We start from the raw sequence: 24,639 nt of genomic DNA, 5'->3' as shown, positions 1-24,639 counted from the left end.
CATCCGATGATGCGCGGGGCCGCTGTTCGTATGATGGGGGTGTGAACCTGGTAAACGGTGTGACGTCGCTGATCCTGCTGGTCCTGTGGGTGGTGGCATTCGGCGCGACGGTCTTCGCGCTCATCCACGCCGTGCGCCAGCGCGCCGAGGCCTTCACGGCCGTCGACAAGATGACCAAACCCATCTGGCTGGCGATTCTCGCCGGCGCGATGGTCTTCCTGCTGCTCGGCGTCGCGGGCTTCGGCATGCTCACGTCGTTCATCGCCATCATCGCGACCGGTGTCTACCTCGCCGACGTGCGCCCGAAGATCGACGAGGTGCAGCGCGGGCCGCGCTGGTAACCCGCCGCGGCGAAATAACGCCGCGCACCTCTCGCGGTTCAGTGGTACACGGTGTTACTGTATCTGGCAGTAACACAAAGGAGTGTGCCGATGCGTGCAAAGCTGCCGACGGCTCTGCTGAACCTGGTCGATTCCGCGTCCCTCGTGGTCAAGACCACCCTGGCGGCCCACCGGGCCGATCTCAGGACGCGGACCCACGGGCTCGCGGCCTTCGATCCGCCGACCGTCCCGCACGAGGTGATCCCGGTGGTCACCGCGGACGGCGCCCGCCTGCGGGTCCACGCCTACGGCCCGGTCGACGCGCCCGTCATCGTGTTCGCGCACGGCTGGACCTGTTCCATCGAATACTGGAACGCCCAGATCAACGCCTTCGCCGGCGAGTACCGCGTGATCGCCTACGACCAGCGCGGCCACGGCGAGTCGACCAACGGCTACGCCCGCCCCAGCACCGACCTGCTCGCCGACGACCTGTGCGATGTGCTCGACGCGGCCCTGCTGCCCGGTCAGCGCGCGGTCCTGGTCGGCCACAGCATGGGCGGGATGACGCTCATCGCCTGGGCGGGCCGCTACCCCGAACGGGTCGCCGAACAGGCCGAGGCCGTGGTGCTCACCAACACCGGCGCGCACTCGCTGGTCGAGGTCTCGACCATGGTCCCCGGCCTGAACAAGCCGCTGCGCCTGCTGCGCGGCCGTGCGATGCCGACCCCGGACTGGCTCGGCAAGCTCATCCTCGGCACACCGGTCGTCTTCCCGCCGATCGCGCCCGTGCGCTGGATCTTCGCCCGCCAGGTGATGACGCTGGACACCACGCCGGAGAAGCTGAGCTACGCGCTGTCGGTGGTGCGCGGCTGTCCGATGATGACCCGCTCCCGTTACGGCCTGCTGCTGGCCGGGCTGCACCTCGGCGACGCAGCGAGCAACTTCTGCGTGCCGACCACCGTGCTGGCCGGCGACCGCGACGACATGACCCCGGTCGTGCACGCCGAACGCCTCGCCGAACTGCTGCGCAAGGCGGGCACCCTGGCCAAATTCAAGGTCCAGCCGACCGGGCATCTGGGCAATGTCGAGCGCTACGACCTGTTCAACGCCGAACTGCGCGAAGTGCTCGCCGCCGTCCGCGAGCCTGTGCGCGCGCTGGCCTGAGCGCCTGCGAGGATGGGCGGATGAGCCCTGCCCCCGTGACCTCGGATGACCGCCGGTTCGTGCTGACCCTTGGCTGCCCGGACCGGCCGGGCATCATCGCCCGGATCTCCTCGTTCATCGCCGAATTCGGCGGCTCGATCGTGGAGGCCGGCTACCACTCCGACGGTGACATCGGCTGGTTCTTCACCCGGCAGGCGGTCAAGGCCTCGACGGTGCCGTTCGGCATCGACGAACTGCGCACCCGCTTCGCCGAGGTCGCGGCCGAGTTCGGTCCCGAGACCGACTGGCAGCTGCACGACTCCGGCGCGCCGCGCAGGGCGGTGCTGCTGGTCAGCAAGGACTGGCACTGCCTGCACGACCTGCTCGGCCGGGCGCAGGCGGGTGAACTGCCCGCGACCATCGAGGCCGTCATCGGCAATCACCCCGACCTGGCCGGGATGACCGAGGCGCACGGCGTCAAGTTTCACCACGTGCCGTTCCCGAAGGACCCCGCCGAGCGCGGGCCCGCCTTTCAGCAGGTGCGCGACCTCGTCGACGCCCACGACCCGCACGCGGTGGTGCTGGCCCGCTTCATGCAGGTGCTGCCCGCCGAACTGTGCGAGCACTGGGCGGGCCGGGCGATCAACATCCACCACAGCTTCCTGCCCTCGTTCGTCGGCGCGCGGCCGTATCACCAGGCCTATGACCGCGGCGTGAAACTGATCGGCGCGACCTGCCACTACGTCACCGCCGAGCTGGACGCGGGCCCGATCATCGAACAGGACGTCATCCGGGTCGACCACGCCGACGACGTTCGCGACATGGTGCGGCAGGGCCGCGATATCGAGCGGGTCGTGCTGGCGCGCGGGCTGCGCTGGCACCTGGAAGGCCGGGTGCTCGTGCACGGCCGCCGCACGGTCGTCTTCGAGTAAGAACGTCAGAGCTCGTAGAACGGGGCCGGGTAGCGGAATTCGCCGGTGACCGCCGGATCGTAGGCCGTCAGCGGCCGCACCTGGAAGTACTCGGCCCAGTCCGCCTGGTCCGGCACGACGCCGAGCCGGGCGCCGGGGACGAAGCCGAAGCGGGTGTAGTACTCGGGATTGCCGACCAGGCCGACGACCGACTCGTCCAGCGCGTCCGCCGCGCCGAGCGCCGCGTGCATCAGGGCCGAGCCGACGCCGGTCTTCTGATGATCGGGGTCGACGCCGAGTGGGCCGAGTGCCAGCACCGGGAACGGGCCGATGCCCGCCCTGGTGAGGCAGATGTGCCCGACGACGGTGTCGTACTCGAGCGCGACCAGCGACAGCGTCGGCATCCACGACTCGTCGGTGCGTAGCGTGTCGACCAGCCCGACCTCGGGAGGTTCGGTGATCGACGGGTCCTCCGCGTAGTGCGGAGCGAAGGCGGCTTTATGGATGGCGGCGATCGCCGCGGCATCCGCAGGGGTCTCGCGACGGATCAGCACAATCGTCTCCGTGTCTGTGGCGGCTGGATTAAGTCTCCCGGATATGGGTACGAGCGCGCAACGCTGTTTCCCGGACCGGCTGTGCAAGGGCGCTGGACTGGTCGTGTGTCATGCTCGGGAGCATGACCGTCTCGACGCCGCTGACCCGGGCCGATGTGGCCGCCATGATCGATCACACCCTGCTGGCACCGGAGGCCACTCCCGCCGAGGTCGAGGCGCTGATCGCCGAGGCGCGCAAGCTCGGGGTGTACGCGATCTGCGTGTCGCCGTCGATGCTGCCGTTGCGGGCGCCGGGGCTGGTCGTCGCGACGGTGGCCGGGTTCCCGTCCGGAAAGCATCACTCGCTGGTCAAGGGCGCCGAGGCGCGGCTGGCGGTGGACCAGGGCGCCGCCGAGATCGACATGGTGATCGACGTGGGCGCCGCGCTGGCCGGTGACTTCAACGCGGTGCTGTCCGATGTCATCACCGTGCGCGAGGCGACGACGGATCGGGGCGTCGTGCTCAAGGTGATCATCGAGTCGGCCGCGCTGACCGACGAGGCGATCGTCGGCGCGTGCCGGGCAGCCGAACAGGGTGGCGCCGACTTCGTGAAGACCTCCACCGGGTTCCATCCGGCGGGCGGGGCGAGCGCGCACGCGGTGCGGTTGATGGCCGAGACCGTCGGCGGGCGACTCGGGGTCAAGGCCAGCGGCGGCATCCGCACCGCCGAGGACGCGGCGGCGATGATCGCGGCCGGTGCGACACGGCTCGGGCTGTCGAAGTCGGCCGCCGTGCTGGACGGGTTCGCCGAGTAGCTCAGCAGGTGAACTCGGCCTGCTGATCGTTGGGGGCAGTCTCGAGCTGGGTCTTGCCGCCCGAAAGCTGAACGACCACACCGTCATCGGTGACCTTCACTTCCTGCGCGCGCAGACCCAGCGGGTAGCTCTGCAGGCTCTGGGTGAACACCTCGACGATGCCCTGTACCAGATCGGTGGGCAGGCCGATGCCGAGCAGCTGCGCGGACTTCGTCTCCACCTCGACATTGCCGTTGCGCACCATCGGCTGCACCTCCAGTTGGGCCAGGCCGCCGAGCACGTCGAGGGTGATCAGGCCGGTGCTCGCCGAGGACCGCACGCCGCTGACCATGCCGCCCAGCGTCTGCGCGATGCCGTCGTTGTTCCAGGTCACCTCGGCCGACGAGCTGCCGATGGTGCCGCCGCCGCGGCCGCGGTCGACCAGTTCGATGTCCTCGAACGTCGCGTGCACCACCATGCCGACCGCCGGACCGAACTTGTTGTCCTCGCTGTCGATGGTCACCGAGCCGACCTTGCCGTCGAGGTAGGTGATCAGCATCGGCTTCGGGCCGAAGCTCACGTCGATGCTCGAGCCCATCTCCTGCTCGAACGAGCTGCTGATGCAGCGCGAGATCTGGTGGCGGGCATAGGCTTCGGTGCCCGCGATCGCCGCGACGAGTAGCACGGCGACCACGACCAAGGCGATCACCAGCGGGCGCCGACCGACCTTCGGGCGTTGGGGTGTCTGCGTGCTCATGGGATCGAATTCTTCCCGAACTTTCTGTGTCCGCTCTGAGGACGCGGTGAAAGCCTTCGTAGCAAAGTGTGAGCTGGCGCACTTTCGGCGGCGTAGCCTGAAACCCATGACTGGCGAGGGTGCGCGCCGGGTGCAGGGGACGGCGGACCATCGGTGGCGGGTGCTGCGGCGGCTCGCGGGCCGCCACGCGGGCTTCTTCACGACCCGGCAGGTGCTGCGGACCGGCTGTGAGCTGCAGGTCAGGGCCGCGCTCGGCGACGGGACGGTGACCAGGGCCGGGGTCGGGATGATGCGGCTGGCGCAGTGGCGGGCCGGTCCGCTCGACGAGTACGCGATGTGGGCTGCCTGGTTCGACGGGGCGGCGGCGGTGTCGTATCAGAGCGCGGCGGAGCTGCACGGGATCGGCAGATTGCAGCCGCGGTTCCTGCATCTGTCGGTGTCGGCGGGCAGGCCGCCGGTGACGCCGCGGCTGGTGCTGACCCGGCGCAAGCTGGGTGGTCCCGATGTCGAGTCGGCAGGGCCGTTCCTGGTGACCACGCCCGTGCGCACCGTGCTCGATCTGGCCGAGACCGAGATCTCGCAGTCGGCGCTGGACGAGGTGGTGGCCGACGCGATCGCCATCCATCGGTGCGACACCGACGAGATCTGGTGGGGCGGACAGCAACTCGCGCCCAGGGCGGCCGCGCGGGTCCGGCGGGCGTTAACCGGCGTCTGACCAGCCGTTCGGCGCGACCGTCCGCCACGGCACCGACAGCACGCAGTCACGCATCCGGCGGCGATAGGCGCGCACCGGAAAGCCGTCGGCGCGCAGCAGTTCCGCCGCGCCACGCCAGCGGATACGCGGACCGAACGGCGCCAGCGCCGCCGATCTGTCCCACGCGCGATCGGCCGCCGTCAGCAGGGCGTGCACGCGTTCGCCCGGAATGTTGCGGTGGATCAGTACTTTCGGCAGTCGCTCGGCGATATCGGACGGGCGCTCCACGGTGAAGGGGTCCCAGGCCAGGGTCAGCGACAGCGGGCGGTGCCGGTCGAGCAGTACCCAGGCGGACCGGCGGCCGAGCTCGTCGCAGGTGCCGTCGACCAGCAGGCCGCCGGGCGCGAGGTTCGACTGGATGCGGGCCCAGGCGTCGGGGACCGCTTCCTCGGGATATTGGCGCAACACGTTGAACGCGCGGACCAGCACCGGGTTCAGACCGGCCAGTTCGAAACCGCCGCGGGCGAAACGCACGCCGTCGCGGCCCTCGACGACCCGGGCCGGATCGATCTCGAGCCCGACCACCTGGAGGTCGGGGCGGACGGTGCGCAGGCGGGCGGCCAGCTCGAAGGTCGTCCATGGCGCGGCGCCGTAGCCGAGGTCGACCACCAGCGGGTCGGCGGCCGTGCGCAGGCGCGCGGTCACCAGGTCGTCGTGCACCAGCCAGCGGTCGCTGCGGCGCAGGCGGTTGACGCCGGTCGTGCCGCGGGTGATCGTGCCGACCGGTGCGAGTCCCTTGATCGTCAGACCGTCTTCTTCGCGTCCTCGGCGAGCCAGCGCGAGGTCTCCTCCTGCTCGGCCCGGAACAGGTCGACCAGGTTCACCAGCATCAGCTGTTCCAGGCGCGGGCCGACCATCGGGATGAACACCTTGGCGGTGGGGGAGAAACGCATGGTGGCGCCGGTCTCGGTGGGGAACAGGCGGATGGTGCCGTTGAGGCTGCCCGGTCCGGCGGGGATGGAGGCGGAGAAGGTGCCCTCGGTCTCGTCGTGGGCGAACGGGCCCCAGCTCTCCTTGCGGGTGATGACCATGTCCTTGCGCATCACCGTCTGGGCGATCTCGGGGAGCATCTCGCGCGGCAGCGTGTGGGCGAGCACCACATCGATGCCGGAGTCGCTCACCTCGTGGCTGATCACCTCGTTGTGCGGGGAGTACTTCCGCATCTCGGCGACGCGCGCTTCCCAGTAATCCCTGCTCTGCAGCGCCGCGTAGAGCTCTTCGGTGGTGTGCAGCGGGTAGCGGGCGGAGTAGTCAAGTCGACGTGCCATGAGCGGACACGTTACCGGGGCGCTCGAATCCGGCGCCCCGGACCTCCGCACGTCAGTGGGTGGCGAGCCACTGTTCGGTGAAGGTGGCCTCGTTGCCGAGGAGCTCGAGCAGGTGCTCGGAGATCGCGGCCTCGATCTTGCTGCCGAACAGCGGGATCTTCACCTCGATGGTGCCGTTGACGGTGGCGGTCGAGCCGGAGCCGTCGGCGGTGAGGGTGACGGTGGCGTTCACCTTGGCCGGTGCGCCGTCCACGTGGGCCTCGACGGTGCCGGTGGTGCCGCTGTAGGTCTCGGTGCGGGGAATCACCAGGTCACCGGGGCGAACCGCGGTGATGGCGGGCGGGAGCTGGTCGGCGGGGATGGACTGGACCAGCTGGGCCCTGACCGTGGTGCCGTCGCTGGAGTAGGAATCGAGCCGGGCGCCGGGGCCGCCGACCTCTTCGAGACGAGCCTTCCAATACTGCTCGTCGGAGAACGCCGCGCGCACGGCCTCGACCGAATAGGTGTAGCGGGCCGTGAACGCCAGAGGTGTAGCCATGCGCGACACGCTACCGGGTGTCCATCGGTGCTCGCCCTGCTAGGGCGCGGGATCGGCGACTCACCGGTGCCGGTGAGCGGGGGAATGGACCTGCGGCCGCGATGTGGTCCATGATCGGCATGTGAACGCGGCGATCAACAAGGAATCCACCGGAAGCGCGGCGCAGGTGCGTGACCTCCTCGCCGATACCGGCGCGGTGGTGCGCGAATCGGTGCGGTTGTCCGAACTGACGACCTTGCGGGTCGGTGGGCCCGCGCTGGTCGCCGAATGCGGCACCACCGACGCGCTGATCGCTACGGTACGGGCGCTGGACGCGGCCGGTGTCCGGGTGTTGCTGCTCGCCGGTGGATCGAACCTGCTCATCGACGACGCGGGCTTCGACGGTGTCGTGGTCCGGGTGGGGAACACCGGAGTGCGGATCGGTGTCGACAGCGTCGTCGCCGAGGCGGGCGCCAACTGGGACGAGGTCGTCGCGGCGACCGTCGCGGCCGGTCTTGGCGGGCTGGAATGCCTGTCCGGTATCCCCGGCTCGGCCGGTGCGACGCCGGTGCAGAACGTCGGCGCGTACGGCGTCGAGGTGGCCACGCTGCTGCGGCGGGTGCGGCTGCTCGACCGCGAGACCGGCGAGGTGCGGTGGGTCGAGCCTGCCGCGCTCGGCTTCGGGTACCGGACCAGCGTGCTCAAGCACAGCGACGACGCGGTGGTGCTCGCGGTCGAGTTCGCGCTCGATCCGTCGGGCATGAGCGCGCCGCTGCGCTACGGCGAGCTGGCCAAGGTTCTGCGCGCGGGCGACGGCGAGACCCGCCCGGCCGCCGACGTTCGCACGGAAGTACTGCGGCTGCGGGCGGGCAAGGGCATGGTCCTCGATCCGGCCGATCACGACACCTGGAGCGCCGGCTCGTTCTTCACCAATCCCGTCGTCGGCGCGGACCGGCTGCCGCAGGTGCTCGCGGCGATCACCGCGCACCTCGGCGACGTGCCGGTGCCGACCTACCCCGCGCCCGACGGTACGAAGCTCTCGGCGGGCTGGCTGATCGAGCGGGCCGGGTTCGCCAAGGGTTTCCCCGGTGAGCAGGCCGCGGCGCGGTTGTCGACCAAGCACACGCTCGCGCTGACCAACCGCGGCACCGCGAGTGCGGCCGACATCGTCGAGCTGGCCCGCACGGTGCGCGCGGGCGTCCAGGAACGTTTCGGGGTGACGCTGGAACCGGAGCCGGTGCCGGTCGGCCTCACCCTGTGAGCCGGGCAGGTCGGTAGCTCGGCGTACATTCGATGCCGTGAGCAAACCCTCGGTAACCGCCTCGTTGCGTGCGCGCGGGACGGTAGTTCAGCGTGTGCGCGGAACAAGGGCCGCCGATGGCCGTGGCATGGGCGTTCGACGCGGCCGGTCGCTGGTTGCGGTGATCTTGCTGGCCGTGCTCGTCGTGCTGACCGGATGCGCGATCGACCGCCCCGGCGGCGACGCGGCGGCGGGACCGGTCGCGCAGGTCGCCGTCACGCCGTCGGCCGGAGCGACCGACGTCGACCCCGTCGCGCCCGTATCGGTCACCGTCTCCGACGGCCGGATCGACCAGATCGCGCTCACCAATGCCAACGGCAAGCAGGTCGAGGGCAGGCTCACCCCCGATCGCGCGACGTACCAGATCACCGAGCCGCTCGGCTACAACGCCACCTACACCTGGACCGGCACCGCGATCGGCACCGACGACAAGCCGGTCCCGATCGACGGCACCTTCACCACCGTCAGCCCCACCTCGACGATCCCGGCCACGATCAATATCGGCGACGGCCAGGAGGTCGGCATCGCCGCCCCGATCATCCTGAAGTTCACCGGGCCGGTGACGAACAAGGCGGCCGTGGAGAAGGCGCTCACCGTCACCACCGATCCGGGCACCGAGGGCTCGTGGGCCTGGCTGCCCGACGACGGCGGTTCCCGGGTGCACTGGCGGCCCAGGAACTACTGGACCCCCGGCACGACCGTGCACGTGGCGGCCAAGCTCTACGGCGTCGACCTCGGCGGCGGTGCCTACGGCGACGCGGACCTCACCTCCGACTTCACCGTCGGCCGCAGCCAGATCGTGATCGCCAACGCCCCGAGCCACCGCATGCAGGTGGTCCGCGACGGCGTGACCGTCTTCGACTTCGCCGTCTCCTACGGCGAGGGCAACGAGCCGCGCAATGTCACCCGCTCGGGCACCCACGTGGTCACCGAGAAGTACGAGGACTTCATGATGTCGAATCCGCCGTACTACACCAATGTTCGCGAGCGCTGGGCCGTGCGCATCTCCAACAACGGCGAATTCATCCACGCCAACCCGGAATCCCTGTCCGCCCAGGGCTCCTCCAATGTCACCAACGGCTGCATCAACCTCTCGCCCGCCGATGCCCAGGCCTACTTCCCGACCGCCCGTTACGGCGACCCGGTCGAGGTCACCGGCACCTCCATCGAGCTCTCCCAGGCCGACGGCGACATCTACGACTGGGCCGTCGACTGGCCGACCTGGCAGTCCATGTCGGCCTTGCCCGCGGATTCCGCGCAGGCTGGATCGGCGGCCGGTCCGCGCTAGGGCTGGTGGACCGAGCTACGCGCACAGGCCATAGTCCGGATACCGACGCACCCCGCACGCTGCTTGCGTGTGGGGTGCGCGGCTTCGCGGCGATGCTCGTCAGACCAGGGCCGGGGTTCGGCTGGGCCAGCGGGGGTGGTTTCGGTCGATGACGTAGGAGTGGGTGTGCTGGTAGTGGCGGGGGCCTACCTGGATCGCATCGGTGAGGATTGCCGGGTCGACGGTGCCGATCTCGTGGACGTGGGTGATCTCGGTGGGATCCTGGCGGGGCCACAGGCGGACCGCCGCGGCGACGCCGAGGGCGGCGATGACGGCCAGGGTGACCCAGGTGGTGGTGAACCCGGCCGTGGTGGCCAGCCAGCCGGTAATCGGGTAGGTGATCAGCCAAGCCAGGTGCGAGAGCGAGAACTGGGCGGCGAAGAGGGCGGGGCGGTCCTCGGCGCGGGCCGAGCGGCGTAGGACGCGACCGGTGGGGGTGAGGACAAGGCCGGTGCCGGCGCCGATGATCGCCCAGGTGGCCAGGGCGGCGGCCCAGCTCCAGTCGCCGATGCTCGCGGTCGACAGGGTGATCGCGGCGGCCAGACCGGTGACGAGGACGGCCGCGCCGGTGAGCATCACCGGGCGTTCGCCGCGCCGGTCCAGGATCTTGGGCAGCGTCAGGGCGACGAGCATCGTGCCGAAGCCGTTGGCCGCCAGCAGCAGCGCGACGCCGGACTGGTCGCCGCCGAGCACGTCGCGGGCGTAGTTCACGGTGTTGACCATGACCACCGAGCCCGCCGCCGCGACCACCAGGTTCAGCCCGAGCAGTCCGCGCAGCCGCGGGGTGGCCGCGAACAGGCGCAGGCCCGCGGCGAGGCGCCTGCCGATCGCGCCGTCGCCAACGACCGCGTTCGGGATGCGCGCCGCCATGACCAGGGCGACCGAGACCGCGAAGCCGATACCGGTGCCGACGAAGAGCCAGTGGAAGCTGATCAGGCTCAATGCCAGGGCCGCCAGCATCGGGCTGAGCAGGGTTTCCATGGTCGCGGCCAGCTGGGCGGCCGACAATGCCTGCGTGTAGTTCCGTTCGTCGGGCAGGATGTCCGGTAGAACGGCCTGGTAGGTGGGGGTATAGGCGGCCGACGCGATTTGCAGCAGGGTGATCAGCACGTAGATCTGCCAGATCTGGTCGACGAATGGCAAGGCGAGCACGATCGCGCCGCGAATGCCGTTGAGCGCCATCAGGAATTGCCTGCGGGGCAGCAGGCCCGCGTAAGCGCCCGCGATCGGGGCGACGGTGACGTAGGCGACCATCTTCAGCGTCAGCGCGGTGCCGAGCACGATCGCGGCGTTCCCGCCGGCCAGCTCGTAGGCGAGCAGGCCGAGGGCGACGGTGGTGAGACCGGTGCCGAACAGGGCGGCGACCTGCGCGGTGAACAGCAGGCGATAGTCCCGGTGGGCGAACAGTGAGGTGGTCATGATGGTCGGCCCTCCTGGGTCATGCATCGTCGCTTATCTGCGTATAGATGCAACTATATACCCACTGGGGGTATTCCGGTCAAGGGTGAATTGCTTCCGCTTGACCTGAAGAAAGGTTGAGGTAGCACCGTTGTGCGCAGCGGCGGCCGAGCGGCCGCCACCGAGCTGGAGGAACCACATGAGTGCCACTGTTGAGCACGCCCGCACCGCGATTCGCCCGCTGCGGGTCGTCGTCGTCATCGGCAGCACCAGGGAGGGACGCTTCGGTCCCACCGTCGCCGACTGGTTCGTCCGGCAGGCGTCGCTGCGCGACACGATCGACGTCGACGTGGTCGACGCCGGGCAGGTCGAACTGCCCGCAGCCTTCGGCGCCGCCGCCGAGCACCCGTCCCTGGCCGAGGCCACCGGCAAGCTCGCCCGCGCCGACGCCTTCGTCGTGGTGACGCCCGAGTACAACCACAGCTACCCGGGCACCCTCAAGAACCTGATCGACACCCACCACATCGAATGGCAGGCCAAACCGGTCGGCTTCGTCTCCTACGGGGGCATCTCCGGTGGTCTGCGGGCCGTGGAACACCTGCGCCCGGTCTTCGCCGAACTGCACGCGGTCACCGTCCGGGACTCGGTCGCCCTCCCCCATCCGTGGGGCAGATTCGACGACGCCGGCGCGCTGGCCGACCCGGACGCCGCCGAAGCCGCCGCCGCGGTCCTGCTCGACCAGCTGACCTGGTGGGGCGAAGCCCTGCGCACCGCCCGCGCCGTCCGCCCGTACGGGAAGTGATCGCCGTGCTGACCCGGACCACGACCGCCCCCGCCACCCGCGATCCGATGCGCATCGCGCTGGTGCTGGTGGTCGGCATGATCATGGCGACGCTCGATCAGACGATCGTCAATGTCGCCATCAACAAACTCTCCGTCGAATTCGACGCGGGACTGAGCACGATCCAGTGGGTGGCCACCGGCTACTCGCTCGCCCTCGGCGCCGTGGTGCCGACCTCGGCCTGGCTGGTCGGCCGCTTCGGCGCCAAACGGCTGTATCTGACGGCGATCACCGCCTTCGCCTTCGGCTCGGTACTGGCCGGCCTGGCCTGGAACATCGAGTCGCTCATCGCCTTCCGGGTGGTGCAGGGCGCGAGCGGCGGCCTGCTGATGCCGGTCGCGATGACCATCCTGCTGCGTGCGGCCGGGCCGGAGCGGCTGGGACGCTTGATGAGCACCCTTGGCCTGGCAATCCTGGTCGGCCCGCTGCTGGGGCCGGTGATCGGCGGCTATCTCATCGACGAGGTGTCCTGGCGCTGGATGTTCTTCCTGAACCTGCCGCTGGGCGCGCTGGTGCTGGTGCTGGCGGCCAGGGTGGTGCCCGACGACGCGCCGGAGCCGCCGCGTCCGCTCGACGTGGTGGGTCTGCTGCTGATGTCGCCGGGCCTGGCGCTGGTGATCTACGGCGTGACCGCGGCGGGGGAGAGCGCAGGCTTCGCCTCGGCGTCGGTGCTGGTGCCGTTGCTGGCGGGCGCCGGGCTCATCGTCGCCTTCGTGCTGCGCTCGCTGAGCACTCCGGTTCCGCTGCTGGATCTGCGGGTTCTCGGCAACCGTACGACCGGGATCTCCGCGGCCTTGCTCGCGCTGTTCGCGAGCGGCTACTTCGGCTCGATGCTGTTGCTGCCGTTGTACTTCCAGGTGGTACGCGGTGAATCCGCCCTGGTGGCAGGCGCTCTCGGTATTCCGTTCGCGCTGGCGTCGGGCGCGACCATGCAGGTCGCCGGCCGGTTGATCGACCGGATTCCGCCCGGCCGCTACCTACCGGTGTCGATCACGGTGGCGCTCACCGGTTTCGTGCTGTTCGTGCTCCAGCTCGACGCGGACGCGCCGTACTGGGCGCTGGGCCTGACCATGCTGCTGATGGGTGCCGGTGGCGGCGGCACCATGATGCCGGTGATCACCACCGCGACCCGGCCGCTGAGCCGGGAGCAGCAACCGGCCGGGTCGACGGTGCTGAACATGATCAGCACCACCGCCATGGCGGTCGGCACCGCGGTGAGCTCGGTGACGCTGGGCGCCCTGCTCCCGGTGACCGGCGGGCTCCAGGCCCTGCACGGCATGGATCCCGCGCAGCGCACCGACCTGGCCCCGGCGCTGGCCGAGGCCTTCCAGCACACCTATTGGATCGCCCCGGTCATGATCGCGCTGGCGATGATTCCCGCGCTGATGCTGCCGAGGCGGCGACCCGGGACGGTGTGAGTCCTGGTCAGGCCGACTCGCTGGCGCGTTCCTTGCTCAGCGACTCGGCCTGCTCGGTGCTCAGCCCCTGCTGCTTGGCCAGCAGGTCGCGGATCTCGATGAGCAGCTCGGTCTCGGTGGGCTCGGCGGCCTTGGTGGTGCCGAACTTGTTCTTCAGCGACTTCATCGGCAGCATCAGCACGAAGTACAGGACCGCGGCGACCATGAAGAAGTCGATGAACGCGGTGATGATCGGGCCGAGCGCGATGAAGGTCGCCGGCTTGTCGGCGATCAGCTGGACGCCGAGGCCCAGCTCGTTGGTCGAGCCGAACACCGCGAGCAGCGGGTTGACGAGGCCCTTGGTGAACGAGGTGACCACGGCGGTGAACGCGGTGCCCATGACCACCGCGACCGCGAGGTCGATGACGTTCCCGCGCATCAGGAAGTCTTTGAACCCGTCGAACACGGACTTGATACTGCTGCGCATCGGTGAAGTACTCCTCAGACTGGCTATCGGCAAACGTGGTGATGTTAGCGGCCGTGCCGGCCGGTAGCGAATTCACAGCTACGCCACCGACCTACTCGGCGCGACCACGCGCAGTATCGAGTCCAGGCCCGGCGGACGCCACTCGACAGCCGTGATCCCCGGATTCGGTTGCCCGATCCGGGGATTGAACGCCGCAGGTCAGGAGCGTCGCGCGAAGCTGCCGGGGCCTGCCTGGTCACGGGGCTTGACGACGATCGTGTCGAGGTTCACGTGCGGCGGCCGGTTGGCGACGAAGCCGACGATCTCGGCGATGTCCTGGGCGTAGAGCGGGTCGATGCCCTCGTAGACCTTGGCGGCGCGCTCGGTGTCGCCGTCGAAGCGGACCAGGGAGAACTCGGTCTCCACCGCGCCCGGCGCGATCTCGGTCAGGCGGACCGGCTGACCGAGCAGTTCGTCGCGCAGGGTGCGGTGCAGCACGGCCTGGGCGTGCTTGGCGGAGGTGTAGCCCGAGCCGTTCGGGTAGGCGTGGAAGGCGGCGATCGAGGTGATGGTGACGATCAGGCCGTCGCCGGAGGCGATCAGCTTCGGCAGCAGCGCCTTGGTCAGGCGCAGGGTGCCGAGCACGTTGGTCTCCCACATCCAGCGCCAGTCGTCGAGGTCGGCCTCGGCGACCGAGGCAAGGCCCTTGGCGCCGCCCGCGTTGTTGACCAGCACGTCGACCCGGTCGATCGCGTCGGTGAACGCGCGCACCGACTCCTCGGAGGTGACGTCGAGTTCGACGGCGGTGCCGCCGATCTCCTCGGCCAGCCGCCGCACCCGGTCGAACCGGCGGGCGCCCACGTAGACGTGGTACCCCTGCTTCGCGAGTTCCCGGGCGGTGGCCTCACCGATTCCCGAGCTGGCTCCGGTGACGACGGCGGTGCGAGTGCTCATGGGTAGTGATCCTATTCGCCGCGGATTCGCTGTCACCATGGCTCGGATCACCGTGATGTGGACCGGCGTTAGCCTGTCGGCATGGCTATTCGCGATGCTGTCAGTGCCGATGGAACCAGGATCGTCTACCGGGTGAGCGGCCCGGAGAACGGCAGGCCCCTGGTGCTCCTGCACGGCTGGTCGGGCAATCTGCGCTGCTGGGGCGCGGCGGCCGACGATCTGGCGCAGCGGTATCGCGTGCTCGCCGTCGACCTGCGCGGGCACGGTTACTCCGACGATCCCGGCGCGGGCTACGACGATCCGAAGGCGTGGGGCGCCGATGTCGCCGCGGTGCTGGCGGCCGAGGGCATCGAGTCGGGGGCGGTGCTGCTCGGCTGGTCCTACGGCGGCATCGTGGCCACCGACTATCTGGCCACGCACGGTAGCTCGGCCGTCGCCGCCGCCGTCTACTGTGGCGCGCCCGCCAATATCGGCCCGAACGTGCCGGGTGCGGCGCCGGGTCCGGCCATGGAGAAGGCGATTCCCGGCGTTTTCGACGAGGCCGCCGGTCGGGCGGTGCGCGGATTCTCCGTGTTCGGCAATGCCAATACCGGTCCGGGCGAGGACAAGGGCGTCGATGCTCAGCGCCTGTTCGGCACGAGCCTCGCCACCACGCCGTCGGTGCGCAAGGCGCTGTTCTACCGGACCATCGACAACACCGAAACCCTGCGCGCGCTCGACATTCCGGTCCTGGTGCTGCACGGCACGGAGGATCCGGTCGTGCCAGCCGCCAATGGTCGGTACATCGCCGACAATGCCCCTGACGCCCGCATCTCGCTGTGGGAGGGCGCGCAGCACGGGCTGTTCATCGAGGATCGGCCGCGCTTCTTCGCCGAGGTCAGCGCGTTCATCGACGCGCTGGACTGACGTTCGCTCCCGGCTTCTGTGAACTATCGATGTTTCAGAAACTGGGGTGAGTTCGCGGCGTGATGCCTACCCTCTATCAAACGGTCTTCCTTCCGGCCGGGCATGGAGGTGGCGCATGGGCGTCGTGGCGCGTTGTTGGCTTCTTCTGACGGCGTGCCTCGTCGGTGCGCAGGCGGTGGCGGGCGCGGCGCCGCCCGATCCGCGGGAGACCGACGCCGCCCGGCTGGTCTCGGCGACGCCGGGACAGGGCCGGGTCGTCGACCTGGTCGTGCATTCGGCGGCGATGGGCCGATCGGTGCACGTCGCGGTCCTGCCCGCACCCGACCGCGCGGCGGCAGCGCCGGTGCTCTACCTGCTCAACGGTGTCGACGGCGGCAGCACGACCGGTGACTGGCGCGACGGCGGAAACTGGCTGACCCGCACCGATTCCGCGCGGTTCTTCGCGGACAAGCAGGTCACCGTGGTGATGCCGATCGGCGGCGCCGGCAGCTACTACGCCGACTGGCGAGCCGACGACCCGGTCCTCGGCCGCCAACGCTGGACGACCTTCCTCACCCGCGAACTACCTCGCCTGATCGACACCGAATTCCACGGCACCGGCGCCAATGCCGTCGCGGGCGTCTCCATGGCAGGCACCGCCGCCTTCCAGCTCGCGCTCGCCGCGCCGCAGCTCTACCGCGCTGTCGGCAGCTACAGCGGCTGCGTCTCGACCAGCGGTCCCCAGGGGCATGCCATCGTCAACACCGTCGTCTCGGGCCAGAACGGTGACCCTGTGAACATGTGGGGACAACCCGGCGACCCGCTCTGGGCGGCCAACGACCCCTTCCTGCACGCCGACCGCCTCCGTGGCCTGGCCATCTACGTGGCCTCCGGCACCGGCCTGCCCGGCCCGCTGGACACCATCGAAGGACCCGGCATCGGCGGCGACACCGCGAAACTGCTCGACCAGCTCCTCGTCGGTGGCGCGCTCGACGCCGTCACCGGCCTGTGCACCAGGCAACTGGCCGTCCGCCTCGGCGAGTTGGGCATCCCGGCCACCGTCGACCTGCGCCCCGACGGAACCCACTCCTGGGGCTACTGGAATGACGACCTGCGCCGTTCGTGGCCGCTGTTCGCCGAGGCATTGCGGTGAGCTGACAGCGGGGACGTTCCTGGTCCCCCGACGGTGTGCCGCAGTGTGACGGCGGCGACAACGCGCGGCGACCGGTCGGATTAATTGTGATCTTCGAGGTGGCTCGAGCGCTGTTTGACCGCATTATCTGCGGGCTATTTCAGCGTCGAAGCGTTCGCAATTCCGACCGTTTGGTGTTCGTCATGAGCGTGCGACTCCGGGTAATCGAGGGTAGCTGAGGTCGGCTTTCGTACAGGTAAAGGCCCCTTCCCCCTGCTTCTCTGACCAGCTGATCTGCTCGTCGCGTACGCTGATGTGATACGACTGTGATTGTGATCTAGAACTACGAAGTTTGTTCGCACAGGACGGTGGAAAATCTTCTGGTAATCGTCACAATGTTTTCCCGAATCCGTGTGTAGCGTTCGGGAATGCCGTTTGATCGCGGCAGAAGGGTTCGGCGTCGAGATCGGAGTTCGATGATGTTTGGTCGGGCAGTGGGCGCTCGGATCGTTGTGGTGGTGCTGGCCGTGCTGGTCGGCGTGGGGATGGCGTCGCCCGCGGTGGGGGCCGAGCAGGCACGGATCGAGGATCAGCGAACGGAGCCCGATCACACGATCGATGTCGGTGTGTACTCGCCGGCGATGGACACCGTCACCCGGGTGCGCGTGCTGCGCGCCGCCGACCCGGAAAAGCCGGCGCCGACGCTGTATCTGCTCAACGGAGTCGGCGGCGGCAGCGACGGCAACTGGCTCGATCGCACCGATGTGGTCGAGTTCTTCAAGGACAAGCAGGTCAATGTGGTGATCCCGTTCGGCGGGGCGGGCAGCTACTTCGCCGACTGGCGGGCCGACGATCCCGTGCTCGGCAAGCCGCGCTGGACCACCTTCCTCACCAAGGAACTGCCGCCGGTGATCGACGCCGAGTTCGGCGGCACCGGCGCCAACGCCATCGCGGGACTGTCGATGGCGGGGACCTCGGTGTTCCAGCTCGCGCTCGCCGCACCGGGGCTGTACCAGGCCATCGGGTCCTACAGCGGCTGCGTGCGCACCAGCGACGCCAGGGGACAGGCGATCGTGCGCACGGTGGTCGGCAGCAGGCTCGGCAATGCCGCCAATATGTGGGGCCCGCCCACCGATCCCGAGTGGTCGGCCAACGACCCCTACCTGCACGCGGAAGCGTTGCGCGGCACCGACGTCTACATCTCCTCCGGCACCGGGGTTCCCGGCCCGTCCGACACGATCGCCGCCCAGGCCGACCCGCTCCAGCTGATCTTCGGCGCCACGCTGGAAGCCGTCACCAACCTGTGCACCCAGCAGCTGCGGGACCGGCTCCAGTCGCTCGGCATCCCCGCGACCGTGGATCTGCGGCCCAACGGCACCCACTCGTGGGGCTACTGGGAGCAGGACCTGCACAAGTCGTGGCCGGTCTTCGAGGCGGCGCTGGCGCGGAGAACGTGACGGCGAAAAACCGCTCGCGGTGGCGGCGCCGATCGGGCAGTCTCGGTATCGATTACCGCGTGAACTCACTCACGAATACCCTGTGACGACCGTCACCGATCCCGATAGGGATGTCGGTGGCGGCGTCGCGGCGTGCACACTGGAGGGTGTGAGTCAGCGTCGTCCGGATCTCTTGCCCCACCGCATCGCGGTGCTGTCGGTGCATACGTCACCGCTGGCGCAGCCCGGAACCGGCGACGCGGGCGGCATGAACGTCTACGTGCTGCAAACCGCGCTCGAGCTCGCCAAACGCGGCACCGAGGTGGAGATCTTCACCAGGGCGACGTCGTCGGATCTGCCGCCGGTGGCCGAGGCGGGGCCGGGCGTGCTGGTCCGTCACGTCGTCGCCGGACCGTTCGAGGGCCTGGACAAGAACGAGCTGCCCACCCAGCTGTGTCCGTTCACCGCCGAGGTGCTGCGCCAGGAGGCGCGTCACCTGCCCGGCCACTATGACCTCGTGCACTCGCACTACTGGCTCTCCGGCCAGGTCGGCTGGCTGGCACGCGATCGCTGGCGGGTGCCGCTGGTGCACACCGCGCACACGCTGGCCGCGGTCAAGAACGCCGCGCTCGCCGAGGGCGACGCCCCCGAACCCGAGACCAGGGTGATCGGGGAGAAGCAGGTGATCGCCGAGGCGGATCGGCTCGTCGGCAATACCGGGGACGAAGCCCGTCAGCTCGTCGACCTGTACGGCGCCTCGCTCGATCGCATCGATGTGGTGCCGCCCGGCGCCGACCTGTCCCGCTACCGTCCCGGCGACAAGCTCGCGGCCCGCGCCGAACTCGGCCTCCGCCCCGACGAGCAGGTCGTCGCCTTCGTCGGCCGCATCCAGCCGCTCAAGGCGCCCGACGTGCTGGTGCGCGCCGCCGCGGACCTGATCCACCGCGATCCCCGCCGCAAGCTGCGGGTGCTGATCGTCGGCGGACCGTCCGGCAGCGGCCTGGCCCGGCCCGACGCGCTCATCGAACTGGCCGCCGACCTCGGCATCACCGACCGGGTCACCTTCCTGCCGCCGCAGCCCGCCGACCGGCTCGTCCAGGTGTATCGCGCGGCCGACGTCGTCGCCGTGCCCAGCTACAACGAGTCCTTCGGGCTGGTCGCCATCGAGGCGCAGGCCAGCGGGACCCCGGTGCTCGCCGCCGACGTGGGCGGACTCGGCACCGCCGTCCGGCACCGCGAATCCGGCCTGCTGGTGCCGGGGCACCGCACCCCCGACTGGGCCGACGCCCTCGCCGCCCTGCTCGACGACCCCGACCGGCTGGCGCGGATGAGCGCCACCGCCGTCGACCACGCGAGCCGGTTCTCCTGGGCGCACACCGCCGATGGCCTGCTCGACAGTTACGCTGCCGCGATGGCCGGATTCCGCGCCGAACGCGGCCCGATCGCCCTGCACGCGGGCGAGACCAGCCAGGCCAGATCGCGGGCGCTGTGGCGGCGCCGGACGGGAGTACGCAGGTGAGCGCCGTATCGCAGGTGATCGACGAGACGCTGCGTGATCGCGAGATCGAATACACCCGCCACAGCGACGACACCTTCATCGTCGTCCTGCCCGGCGAGCGCAAGCTCAAGACCACGGTGATGCTGACCGTCGGCAAGCACGGCGTCCGCATCGAATCGTTCGTCTGCCGCAAGCCCGACGAGAACTTCGAAGGCGTCTACAAATACCTGCTGCGCCGCAACCGCCGCCTCTTCGGCGTGTCCTACACCCTCGACAACGTCGGCGACATCTACCTCGTCGGCCGCATGTCCGCCGAGTCGGTCACCCCCGACGAACTCGACCGCGTCTTCGGCCAGATCCTCGAAGCCGTCGACACCGACTTCAACATGCTGCTCGAACTCGGCTTCGCCGAATCCATCCGCAAGGAATGGAAATGGCGCGTCGCCCGCGGCGAATCCCTCAAGAACCTCCGCGCCTTCGAACACCTCATCGACGAGTCCGACCAGGTCTGAACCGGTGCTGGGCGCGGGGTCACCCAGCACCGGTGTCATCTCAGCAGTTCGTCGGGACCGGTTCGTTGCGGAAGCGGGACTCGACGTAGTTCCAGGCGTCGACGAAGCCGGCGGCGGCCGCCGTCATGTGCTCGGAGATCTCGATCGTGGCGAGCTGGATCGGCGCGCCCTTGGCACAGAAGTGGGCGACCGACTCGGCCACCGGACCGTACGGGGTGAGGGTGTCGTATTTGCCCTGCCAGATGTAGGTGGGCGCGGTGGGCGCCCCGGTGAAGTGGACGAGGCTGTTCTCCCGCAGGACGCCGCGGGCGACCTGGCTGGACATCAGGTCCTTGGAGGCGGCCATCTGCTCGGCGTTGCGGAAGATGCCGTGGAAGAGCAGGAAGCGCCGGCACGCGTCCTTGGTGAATTCGCGGAACCACAGGCCTTGCTCGTTGAGCGAATCCGAGACCGGCACCTGCTCCGGGTACTCGCGCTCGATACCCATGGCGGCCGCGAAGGCCAGGCCGAAGCCGGGGTGCGGCGCGAAACCGAGGGCGTCGGCCATCAATTCGAGGTCGGCGGGGATACCACCGGCGACCACGGCCGCGAGCTTCAGCTCCGGCGCGTAGGTCGGCTGCAGCGCACCGGCCCATGCGGTCGCCATGCCGCCACCGGAGTACCCGGCCAGCGCGACCGGCGAGGTGCCGAGGCCCAGCTCGGCGACCTTCTGAACGGCCCGCACGCTGTCCAGGGTGACCATGCCGCTCATCTTCGCCGCACCGTAGGCGACGGTGGGGCCGAGGTAGTCGGGCACCGAGACCGCCCAGCCGCGCCCGATCGGCAGCATCGCGCCCGGCGCGTCCTGTAGCTCACCGTTGAACAGCGACTGCGACGGGTTGCAGCGCGTGCCGATCGAGTTGATGAGCGCCTGGTAGGACACCAGCGGCGGGTTCTTCACGCCGATCGGCATCAGCACGGTGGTGACGCCCATGATGGCGTTGCCCGCGGAGTTGGTGGAGCGGAAGGCGACCTGCCAGCCCTCGGTACCGGGGTAGAGCATGGTGTCGATACGCCGGGTACGCACGACATCGCCCGGCGCGAGCGCACCGATGTCACTCGGTGCCGTGAAGAACGGATCCGGATCCGGGGTCGGATACAACGGGTTCGCACCAGCCGGCGCGGCGAGCAAGCCCACGCACAGCAGGCTCAACACCAGTACAACGATTTTCGACACAGCTATCCTTCATCAGAGTAGTGCTGCCCAACTGACTAGACCCGACCCGCGTTGAAGTATCTAACGAATTGGGTTCTTTTGTACCGACCAGTAGTCAAAGTGTCGCGTGCCACATGCTGTGATCCTTCACATCGACCGGCCGGGGAAGCGCCTCGTCGTGCCGCGACGGCGATGTGGATACACACCAGGTGGACAGGAGGGCGATGACGGCACTGGCACTCGACATCGGAGCGACCAAATTCGCTGCGGGACTTGTCGATCCGGACTACACGGTGCGCGGGGTGCGCCGGGCAGCGACCGATGCCGACGATCCGTGGGCGGTCTGCCGCGAACTCCTGCTCGCTGTGGCGGGCGACATACCCGTGACCGCGGTCGGCATCGGCTCGGCGGGCCCGGTCGACGTGCCCGCCGGGGTGACCAGACCGCTGAACCTGCCGCGGTGGCGCGACGGGTTCGCGATCGTCGCGCACGTGCGGACGCTGTTCCCCGGGGCGGCGGTGCGGTTCGCGATCGACGGCGCGTGCCTGGTGCTGGCCGAACATCGCGTCGGCGGGCTGCGCGGGGTGGACAACGGGCTGGCGCTGACGGTGTCGTCCGGTGTCGGCGGCGGGATCATCGCCGACGGGCGGGTGCTGACCGGTCGCACCGGCAATGGCGGGCACATCGGGCACATCGTCGTTCCGGGCGACGACACGCCGTGCAGTTGCGGGGGCTTCGGGTGTGTCGAGGCCGTCGCCGGTGGGATGTCATCGGTGCGCTGGGCGCGTGCGCAGGGATGGACCGGCGAGACCGGCGCCGAGCTCGCCGCGGCGGCGCACCATGGTGACGCGGTGGCGACCGCCGCGATGGCACGTGCGGGAACCGCACTCGGACAGGCGATCTCCTCCGCGGCCGCCCTGCTCGATGTGGATCGCGTGGTGATCAGCGGCGGCTTCGCGCACTCGGGCACACCGCTGTGGGAGCCGTTGCGGGCTGCCGTCGCCCGGCACGCGCGGCTGGAATTCCTGCGCGAGCTCACTGTGGAGCTGTCGACCCTGGCCGACGGCGCGACCCTCGTCGGCGCGGGAGTACTCGCGGTGGAGGCGACGCTCTGACGGGGTGCGCGAAGCCGGGTTCGACGAGGTGGCGTGGGTCTGATCCAGGCACTGATGCCAGAATGGCCCCATGACCTACACCCTCGTGCTACTGCGCCACGGCGAGAGCGAATGGAATGCCCTCAACTTGTTCACCGGCTGGGTGGATGTGCACCTGACCGACAAGGGCATCGCCGAGGGCAAGCGGGCAGGCGAGCTGCTCGCCGAGCACGACGTGCTCCCCGACATCGTCTACACCTCGCTGCTGCGTCGCGCGATCAGCACCGCCAACAACGCGCTCGACGCCGCCGACCGGCTGTGGATCCCGGTCATCCGCGACTGGCGCCTCAACGAGCGCCACTACGGCGATCTGCAGGGCAAGAACAAGGAGCAGGTCCGCGAGCAGTACGGCCAGGACCAGTTCATGCTGTGGCGTCGCAGCTACGACACCCCGCCGCCGCCGATCGCCGACGACAACGAGTACAGCCAGGAAGGCGACCCGCGCTACGCGGGCATCGAGGTCCCCAAGACCGAATGCCTCAAGGACGTCGTCGCCCGGATGATCCCGTACTGGGAGAACACCATCTCCCAGGAGCTGCGCACCGGCAAGACCGTCCTGGTCGCCGCCCACGGCAACTCCCTGCGCGCGCTGGTCAAGCACCTCGACAACATCTCCGACGAGGACATCTCCAGCCTGAACATCCCCACCGGCATCCCGCTGCGCTACGAGCTCGACGAGAACCTGCGCCCGGTCAAGCCGGCCGAGTACCTCGACCCGGAGGCCGCCGCTGCCGGCGCCGCCGCGGTCGCCAGCCAGGGCGGCAAGTAGTCGTTTCACCGGAACCGGCCCCGCATTGTTTCCACGGTGCGGGGCCGTTCTGTTGTCACAGGCCGCGATGTCACACTCGGGAAGCCTGTGTCGTCACCTCGGTAGACGCCGCGAGAAGCGCGGCTGCTGAAGGAGGCTCGCCATGAACACCGCCTATGTGATCGTCACCGTCATCGCCGCACTCTGGGTCGGCTTCTCGGCCTTCTCGCTGCTGCGCCGCGCGGCGTTCGTGGTCGACCCGCTGGTGGAATACGGTGTGCCGCAGACCTGGTGGACGCCGCTCGGCCTCGCCAAGGCCGCCGGCTCGATCGGGCTGATCGCCGGCCTGTGGATTCCCGCCATCGGCGTCGCTGCCGCCATCGGCCTGATCCTGTACTTCGCGGGTGCGGTGGTGACCGTCCTGCGGGCACGCTCGTACAAGACCGTCGCCTTCCCGGTGCTGTACCTGCTTCCGGTCGCGGTAGCACTCGGCCTCGGCGCCGCAGCCTAGGCCCGCCGCCGATCGGTCGGGAGACCGCGGCTTTCCGCCGCGGTCAAGCTACCGTGGATGGCGACTCTCTGTGCGCGCTGTTCAAGCCGTCTCGATGACGTCCTCGATGAGGAGCTCTATACAGTGCCGCCCACGGCCGTTTGCTGCCAGAGCACTCGGCCCTCGGCGTATACAATCGCGGACGAATTTTTATAGATGGGGCGCGCTACCAATCCCCACCCATTGTTAAAGCGAATGCGCAATGTTCCGGACTTGAATCCGACCGACGATACGATACTGCTGCGCAGCGCTTCGTCGGCCACCTTCCTGTCCCATTCTGTTAGGGGCTTGAAATTGGGATCGTCGGCCTTGCCGTTTCCTGGGGTGAGGTGGGCACCGTATCCTACTAGAATCGAGTGTTCATTCCCTAGGTCGAGCAGAAGGTCGCTAGCGCGCCAGTCGATTCCGATCACACTTCTTCCCCGCAAGGGGAGGATCCACCTGTCGTCGAGCTCCTGCATAGCGATCCCATCATCATTGCAGTCTGGGCTGATCGCCGCGCTGCCGTCGCGTCAGGCAGTCGCAACGAAGATCACTTGGCTTCTATCATCCGCACAAGGTCTTCACCCATCTCCATGGCTCTGTTACAGGAGTAGTCATCGTCAGGTAGCGGCAACAACCCATCGCTATAGAAGAGGTACAGGGAGTCGCGAGCCAACTGGATTTGGATCGAGCAAGTTGGCTTGCCGGTTTGGCCTGGCCATTCACGCCAGCCGAGCATCTCGGCAGGACGTCCTGCGATCGTCACTTTCCGTCTGGGTGGATGTTCGAGTTCGTCGGCAGACCCGAGGTGGGCGTTGTTGAGTGCGATAATTTTTCTGGAATATTTGGCTACGCTAGTCTCGAACC

General features: G+C 69.1%; 28 protein-coding genes. 17 read left to right on the top strand and 11 right to left on the bottom strand.

The annotated features are described in order from the left end of the window. Positions 1-47 precede the first annotated feature (47 nt). The 3 genes from ACFWF2_RS26945 to purU all read left to right on the top strand — a co-directional run bounded on the left by ACFWF2_RS26945 (position 48) and on the right by purU (position 2,395). Positions 48-341, top strand: coding sequence for a DUF2516 family protein (locus ACFWF2_RS26945; protein WP_378851759.1), 294 nt, complete (start codon positions 48-50; stop codon positions 339-341). A 90-nt stretch (positions 342-431) separates the two neighbouring features. Continuing rightward, entirely contained in the window at positions 432-1,484 is a 1,053-nt protein-coding gene (locus ACFWF2_RS26940) for an alpha/beta fold hydrolase (protein ID WP_379310237.1), read from the top strand. Between the two features lie 20 nt (positions 1,485-1,504). Then, a complete protein-coding gene (gene purU / locus ACFWF2_RS26935; RefSeq protein WP_379310236.1) occupies positions 1,505-2,395 on the top strand; it encodes a formyltetrahydrofolate deformylase in 891 nt (296 codons plus the stop codon). A gap of 5 nt (positions 2,396-2,400) precedes the next feature. Here the strand turns inward: purU and ACFWF2_RS26930 are convergent, their stop codons facing one another. Next, complete coding sequence (locus ACFWF2_RS26930) at positions 2,401-2,928, bottom strand: GNAT family N-acetyltransferase (protein ID WP_379310235.1); 528 nt, start codon at positions 2,926-2,928, stop codon at positions 2,401-2,403. A gap of 122 nt (positions 2,929-3,050) precedes the next feature. On the opposite strand from ACFWF2_RS26930, the gene deoC reads away from it, so the two are divergent. Continuing rightward, on the top strand, positions 3,051-3,722 hold the full coding sequence (gene deoC, locus ACFWF2_RS26925) for a deoxyribose-phosphate aldolase (protein WP_379310234.1): 672 nt from the start codon (positions 3,051-3,053) through the stop codon (positions 3,720-3,722). Position 3,723: 1 nt separating this feature from the next. Here the strand turns inward: deoC and ACFWF2_RS26920 are convergent, their stop codons facing one another. Continuing rightward, the gene (locus tag ACFWF2_RS26920; protein ID WP_379310233.1) at positions 3,724-4,458 is read right to left on the bottom strand and encodes a DUF2993 domain-containing protein; all 735 of its coding nucleotides are present in this window, start codon (positions 4,456-4,458) and stop codon (positions 3,724-3,726) included. A gap of 106 nt (positions 4,459-4,564) precedes the next feature. Here ACFWF2_RS26920 and ACFWF2_RS26915 point away from each other — a divergent pair, with 106 nt between their 5' ends. Next, positions 4,565-5,173: a hypothetical protein gene (locus tag ACFWF2_RS26915; protein WP_379310232.1), complete on the top strand. Its 609-nt coding sequence runs from the start codon at positions 4,565-4,567 to the stop codon at positions 5,171-5,173. On the opposite strand, the gene ACFWF2_RS26910 is transcribed toward ACFWF2_RS26915, so the two are convergent. The 3 genes from ACFWF2_RS26910 to ACFWF2_RS26900 are packed head-to-tail and all read right to left on the bottom strand — an operon-like array spanning position 5,159 to position 7,018. Continuing rightward, positions 5,159-5,953 (bottom strand): class I SAM-dependent methyltransferase, encoded by a 795-nt coding sequence (locus tag ACFWF2_RS26910; RefSeq protein ID WP_379310240.1) that lies wholly within the window; start codon positions 5,951-5,953, stop codon positions 5,159-5,161. The genes ACFWF2_RS26915 and ACFWF2_RS26910 overlap by 15 nt on opposite strands. Before the next feature lie 2 nt (positions 5,954-5,955). Beyond that, the gene (locus tag ACFWF2_RS26905; protein ID WP_379310231.1) at positions 5,956-6,480 is read right to left on the bottom strand and encodes a DUF2505 domain-containing protein; all 525 of its coding nucleotides are present in this window, start codon (positions 6,478-6,480) and stop codon (positions 5,956-5,958) included. Between the two features lie 52 nt (positions 6,481-6,532). Beyond that, on the bottom strand, positions 6,533-7,018 hold the full coding sequence (locus ACFWF2_RS26900) for a DUF2505 domain-containing protein (protein ID WP_379310230.1): 486 nt from the start codon (positions 7,016-7,018) through the stop codon (positions 6,533-6,535). A gap of 121 nt (positions 7,019-7,139) precedes the next feature. On the opposite strand from ACFWF2_RS26900, the gene ACFWF2_RS26895 reads away from it, so the two are divergent. Together ACFWF2_RS26895 and ACFWF2_RS26890 are read left to right on the top strand one after the other, a co-directional pair. Continuing rightward, positions 7,140-8,258 carry a UDP-N-acetylmuramate dehydrogenase gene (locus tag ACFWF2_RS26895; RefSeq protein WP_379310229.1) on the top strand — a complete coding sequence of 373 codons (1,119 nt, stop codon included), beginning with the start codon at positions 7,140-7,142 and terminating at the stop codon, positions 8,256-8,258. 127 nt (positions 8,259-8,385) lie between these two features. Continuing rightward, entirely contained in the window at positions 8,386-9,585 is a 1,200-nt protein-coding gene (locus tag ACFWF2_RS26890) for an Ig-like domain-containing protein (RefSeq protein WP_379310228.1), read from the top strand. 99 nt (positions 9,586-9,684) lie between these two features. On the opposite strand, the gene ACFWF2_RS26885 is transcribed toward ACFWF2_RS26890, so the two are convergent. Then, on the bottom strand, positions 9,685-11,043 hold the full coding sequence (locus ACFWF2_RS26885; protein WP_379310227.1) for an MFS transporter: 1,359 nt from the start codon (positions 11,041-11,043) through the stop codon (positions 9,685-9,687). Between the two features lie 178 nt (positions 11,044-11,221). On the opposite strand from ACFWF2_RS26885, the gene ACFWF2_RS26880 reads away from it, so the two are divergent. Further along, entirely contained in the window at positions 11,222-11,824 is a 603-nt protein-coding gene (locus ACFWF2_RS26880) for an NADPH-dependent FMN reductase (protein WP_379310226.1), read from the top strand. 5 nt (positions 11,825-11,829) lie between these two features. Next, positions 11,830-13,281 carry a DHA2 family efflux MFS transporter permease subunit gene (locus ACFWF2_RS26875; protein ID WP_379310225.1) on the top strand — a complete coding sequence of 484 codons (1,452 nt, stop codon included), beginning with the start codon at positions 11,830-11,832 and terminating at the stop codon, positions 13,279-13,281. A gap of 7 nt (positions 13,282-13,288) precedes the next feature. On the opposite strand, the gene mscL is transcribed toward ACFWF2_RS26875, so the two are convergent. Continuing rightward, positions 13,289-13,747, bottom strand: a complete 459-nt coding sequence (gene mscL, locus ACFWF2_RS26870; protein WP_379310224.1) for a large conductance mechanosensitive channel protein MscL — start codon at positions 13,745-13,747, stop codon at positions 13,289-13,291. A gap of 198 nt (positions 13,748-13,945) precedes the next feature. Continuing rightward, entirely contained in the window at positions 13,946-14,680 is a 735-nt protein-coding gene (locus tag ACFWF2_RS26865; protein ID WP_379310223.1) for an SDR family NAD(P)-dependent oxidoreductase, read from the bottom strand. Positions 14,681-14,761: 81 nt separating this feature from the next. Between ACFWF2_RS26865 and ACFWF2_RS26860 the strand changes: the two genes are divergently transcribed. From ACFWF2_RS26860 to ACFWF2_RS26840, 5 genes are all read left to right on the top strand, one after another. Continuing rightward, the gene (locus ACFWF2_RS26860) at positions 14,762-15,586 is read left to right on the top strand and encodes an alpha/beta fold hydrolase (RefSeq protein WP_379310222.1); all 825 of its coding nucleotides are present in this window, start codon (positions 14,762-14,764) and stop codon (positions 15,584-15,586) included. Positions 15,587-15,701: 115 nt separating this feature from the next. Then, on the top strand, positions 15,702-16,718 hold the full coding sequence (locus ACFWF2_RS26855) for an alpha/beta hydrolase (protein ID WP_379310221.1): 1,017 nt from the start codon (positions 15,702-15,704) through the stop codon (positions 16,716-16,718). Positions 16,719-17,176: 458 nt separating this feature from the next. After that, positions 17,177-18,154, top strand: a complete 978-nt coding sequence (locus ACFWF2_RS26850; protein WP_379310239.1) for an alpha/beta hydrolase — start codon at positions 17,177-17,179, stop codon at positions 18,152-18,154. Positions 18,155-18,293: 139 nt separating this feature from the next. Beyond that, positions 18,294-19,652: a D-inositol-3-phosphate glycosyltransferase gene (mshA, locus tag ACFWF2_RS26845; RefSeq protein WP_379310238.1), complete on the top strand. Its 1,359-nt coding sequence runs from the start codon at positions 18,294-18,296 to the stop codon at positions 19,650-19,652. Continuing rightward, on the top strand, positions 19,649-20,143 hold the full coding sequence (locus tag ACFWF2_RS26840; RefSeq protein WP_189025463.1) for a YbjN domain-containing protein: 495 nt from the start codon (positions 19,649-19,651) through the stop codon (positions 20,141-20,143). Before mshA ends, ACFWF2_RS26840 begins: the two co-directional genes overlap by 4 nt. A gap of 40 nt (positions 20,144-20,183) precedes the next feature. Here ACFWF2_RS26840 and ACFWF2_RS26835 read toward each other — a convergent pair whose 3' ends face one another. After that, positions 20,184-21,359, bottom strand: a complete 1,176-nt coding sequence (locus ACFWF2_RS26835; RefSeq protein WP_379310220.1) for a lipase family protein — start codon at positions 21,357-21,359, stop codon at positions 20,184-20,186. 203 nt (positions 21,360-21,562) lie between these two features. On the opposite strand from ACFWF2_RS26835, the gene ACFWF2_RS26830 reads away from it, so the two are divergent. The 3 genes from ACFWF2_RS26830 to ACFWF2_RS26820 all read left to right on the top strand — a co-directional run bounded on the left by ACFWF2_RS26830 (position 21,563) and on the right by ACFWF2_RS26820 (position 23,751). Next, the gene (locus tag ACFWF2_RS26830) at positions 21,563-22,453 is read left to right on the top strand and encodes an ROK family protein (RefSeq protein ID WP_379310219.1); all 891 of its coding nucleotides are present in this window, start codon (positions 21,563-21,565) and stop codon (positions 22,451-22,453) included. 70 nt (positions 22,454-22,523) lie between these two features. Then, positions 22,524-23,261 (top strand): phosphoglyceromutase, encoded by a 738-nt coding sequence (locus ACFWF2_RS26825; RefSeq protein ID WP_379029073.1) that lies wholly within the window; start codon positions 22,524-22,526, stop codon positions 23,259-23,261. 142 nt (positions 23,262-23,403) lie between these two features. Beyond that, complete coding sequence (locus tag ACFWF2_RS26820) at positions 23,404-23,751, top strand: DoxX family protein (RefSeq protein ID WP_379310218.1); 348 nt, start codon at positions 23,404-23,406, stop codon at positions 23,749-23,751. A 116-nt stretch (positions 23,752-23,867) separates the two neighbouring features. Here ACFWF2_RS26820 and ACFWF2_RS26815 read toward each other — a convergent pair whose 3' ends face one another. Then, the gene (locus ACFWF2_RS26815) at positions 23,868-24,251 is read right to left on the bottom strand and encodes a DUF6188 family protein (RefSeq protein WP_379310217.1); all 384 of its coding nucleotides are present in this window, start codon (positions 24,249-24,251) and stop codon (positions 23,868-23,870) included. A gap of 71 nt (positions 24,252-24,322) precedes the next feature. Then, positions 24,323-24,639, bottom strand: a 317-nt coding sequence (locus ACFWF2_RS26810) for a hypothetical protein (RefSeq protein ID WP_379310216.1), incomplete at its 5' end; no start/stop codon positions are given.

This window comes from Nocardia sp. NPDC060259 (assembly GCF_042728775.1).
Lineage (GTDB): Bacteria > Actinomycetota > Actinomycetes > Mycobacteriales > Mycobacteriaceae > Nocardia.
Note: the sequence above shows the minus strand (reverse complement) of the source record. Positions and strands in the feature narration are given on the sequence as shown.

Bases quoted from the DNA above. Each gene is read 5' to 3' on its own strand.
- ACFWF2_RS26940 (WP_379310237.1), top strand. From the start codon at position 432: ATGCGTGCAAAGCTGCCGACGGCTCTGCTGAACCTGGTCGATTCCGCG.
- purU (WP_379310236.1), top strand. From the start codon at position 1,505: ATGAGCCCTGCCCCCGTGACCTCGGATGACCGCCGGTTCGTGCTGACC.
- deoC (WP_379310234.1), top strand. From the start codon at position 3,051: ATGACCGTCTCGACGCCGCTGACCCGGGCCGATGTGGCCGCCATGATC.
- ACFWF2_RS26920 (WP_379310233.1), bottom strand. From the start codon at position 4,458: ATGAGCACGCAGACACCCCAACGCCCGAAGGTCGGTCGGCGCCCGCTG.
- ACFWF2_RS26915 (WP_379310232.1), top strand. From the start codon at position 4,565: ATGACTGGCGAGGGTGCGCGCCGGGTGCAGGGGACGGCGGACCATCGG.
- ACFWF2_RS26905 (WP_379310231.1), bottom strand. From the start codon at position 6,480: ATGGCACGTCGACTTGACTACTCCGCCCGCTACCCGCTGCACACCACC.
- ACFWF2_RS26900 (WP_379310230.1), bottom strand. From the start codon at position 7,018: ATGGCTACACCTCTGGCGTTCACGGCCCGCTACACCTATTCGGTCGAG.
- ACFWF2_RS26890 (WP_379310228.1), top strand. From the start codon at position 8,386: ATGGGCGTTCGACGCGGCCGGTCGCTGGTTGCGGTGATCTTGCTGGCC.
- ACFWF2_RS26885 (WP_379310227.1), bottom strand. From the start codon at position 11,043: ATGACCACCTCACTGTTCGCCCACCGGGACTATCGCCTGCTGTTCACC.
- ACFWF2_RS26880 (WP_379310226.1), top strand. From the start codon at position 11,222: ATGAGTGCCACTGTTGAGCACGCCCGCACCGCGATTCGCCCGCTGCGG.
- mscL (WP_379310224.1), bottom strand. From the start codon at position 13,747: ATGCGCAGCAGTATCAAGTCCGTGTTCGACGGGTTCAAAGACTTCCTG.
- ACFWF2_RS26865 (WP_379310223.1), bottom strand. From the start codon at position 14,680: ATGAGCACTCGCACCGCCGTCGTCACCGGAGCCAGCTCGGGAATCGGT.
- ACFWF2_RS26860 (WP_379310222.1), top strand. From the start codon at position 14,762: ATGGCTATTCGCGATGCTGTCAGTGCCGATGGAACCAGGATCGTCTAC.
- ACFWF2_RS26855 (WP_379310221.1), top strand. From the start codon at position 15,702: ATGGGCGTCGTGGCGCGTTGTTGGCTTCTTCTGACGGCGTGCCTCGTC.
- ACFWF2_RS26850 (WP_379310239.1), top strand. From the start codon at position 17,177: ATGTTTGGTCGGGCAGTGGGCGCTCGGATCGTTGTGGTGGTGCTGGCC.
- ACFWF2_RS26830 (WP_379310219.1), top strand. From the start codon at position 21,563: ATGACGGCACTGGCACTCGACATCGGAGCGACCAAATTCGCTGCGGGA.
- ACFWF2_RS26825 (WP_379029073.1), top strand. From the start codon at position 22,524: ATGACCTACACCCTCGTGCTACTGCGCCACGGCGAGAGCGAATGGAAT.
- ACFWF2_RS26820 (WP_379310218.1), top strand. From the start codon at position 23,404: ATGAACACCGCCTATGTGATCGTCACCGTCATCGCCGCACTCTGGGTC.
- ACFWF2_RS26815 (WP_379310217.1), bottom strand. From the start codon at position 24,251: ATGCAGGAGCTCGACGACAGGTGGATCCTCCCCTTGCGGGGAAGAAGT.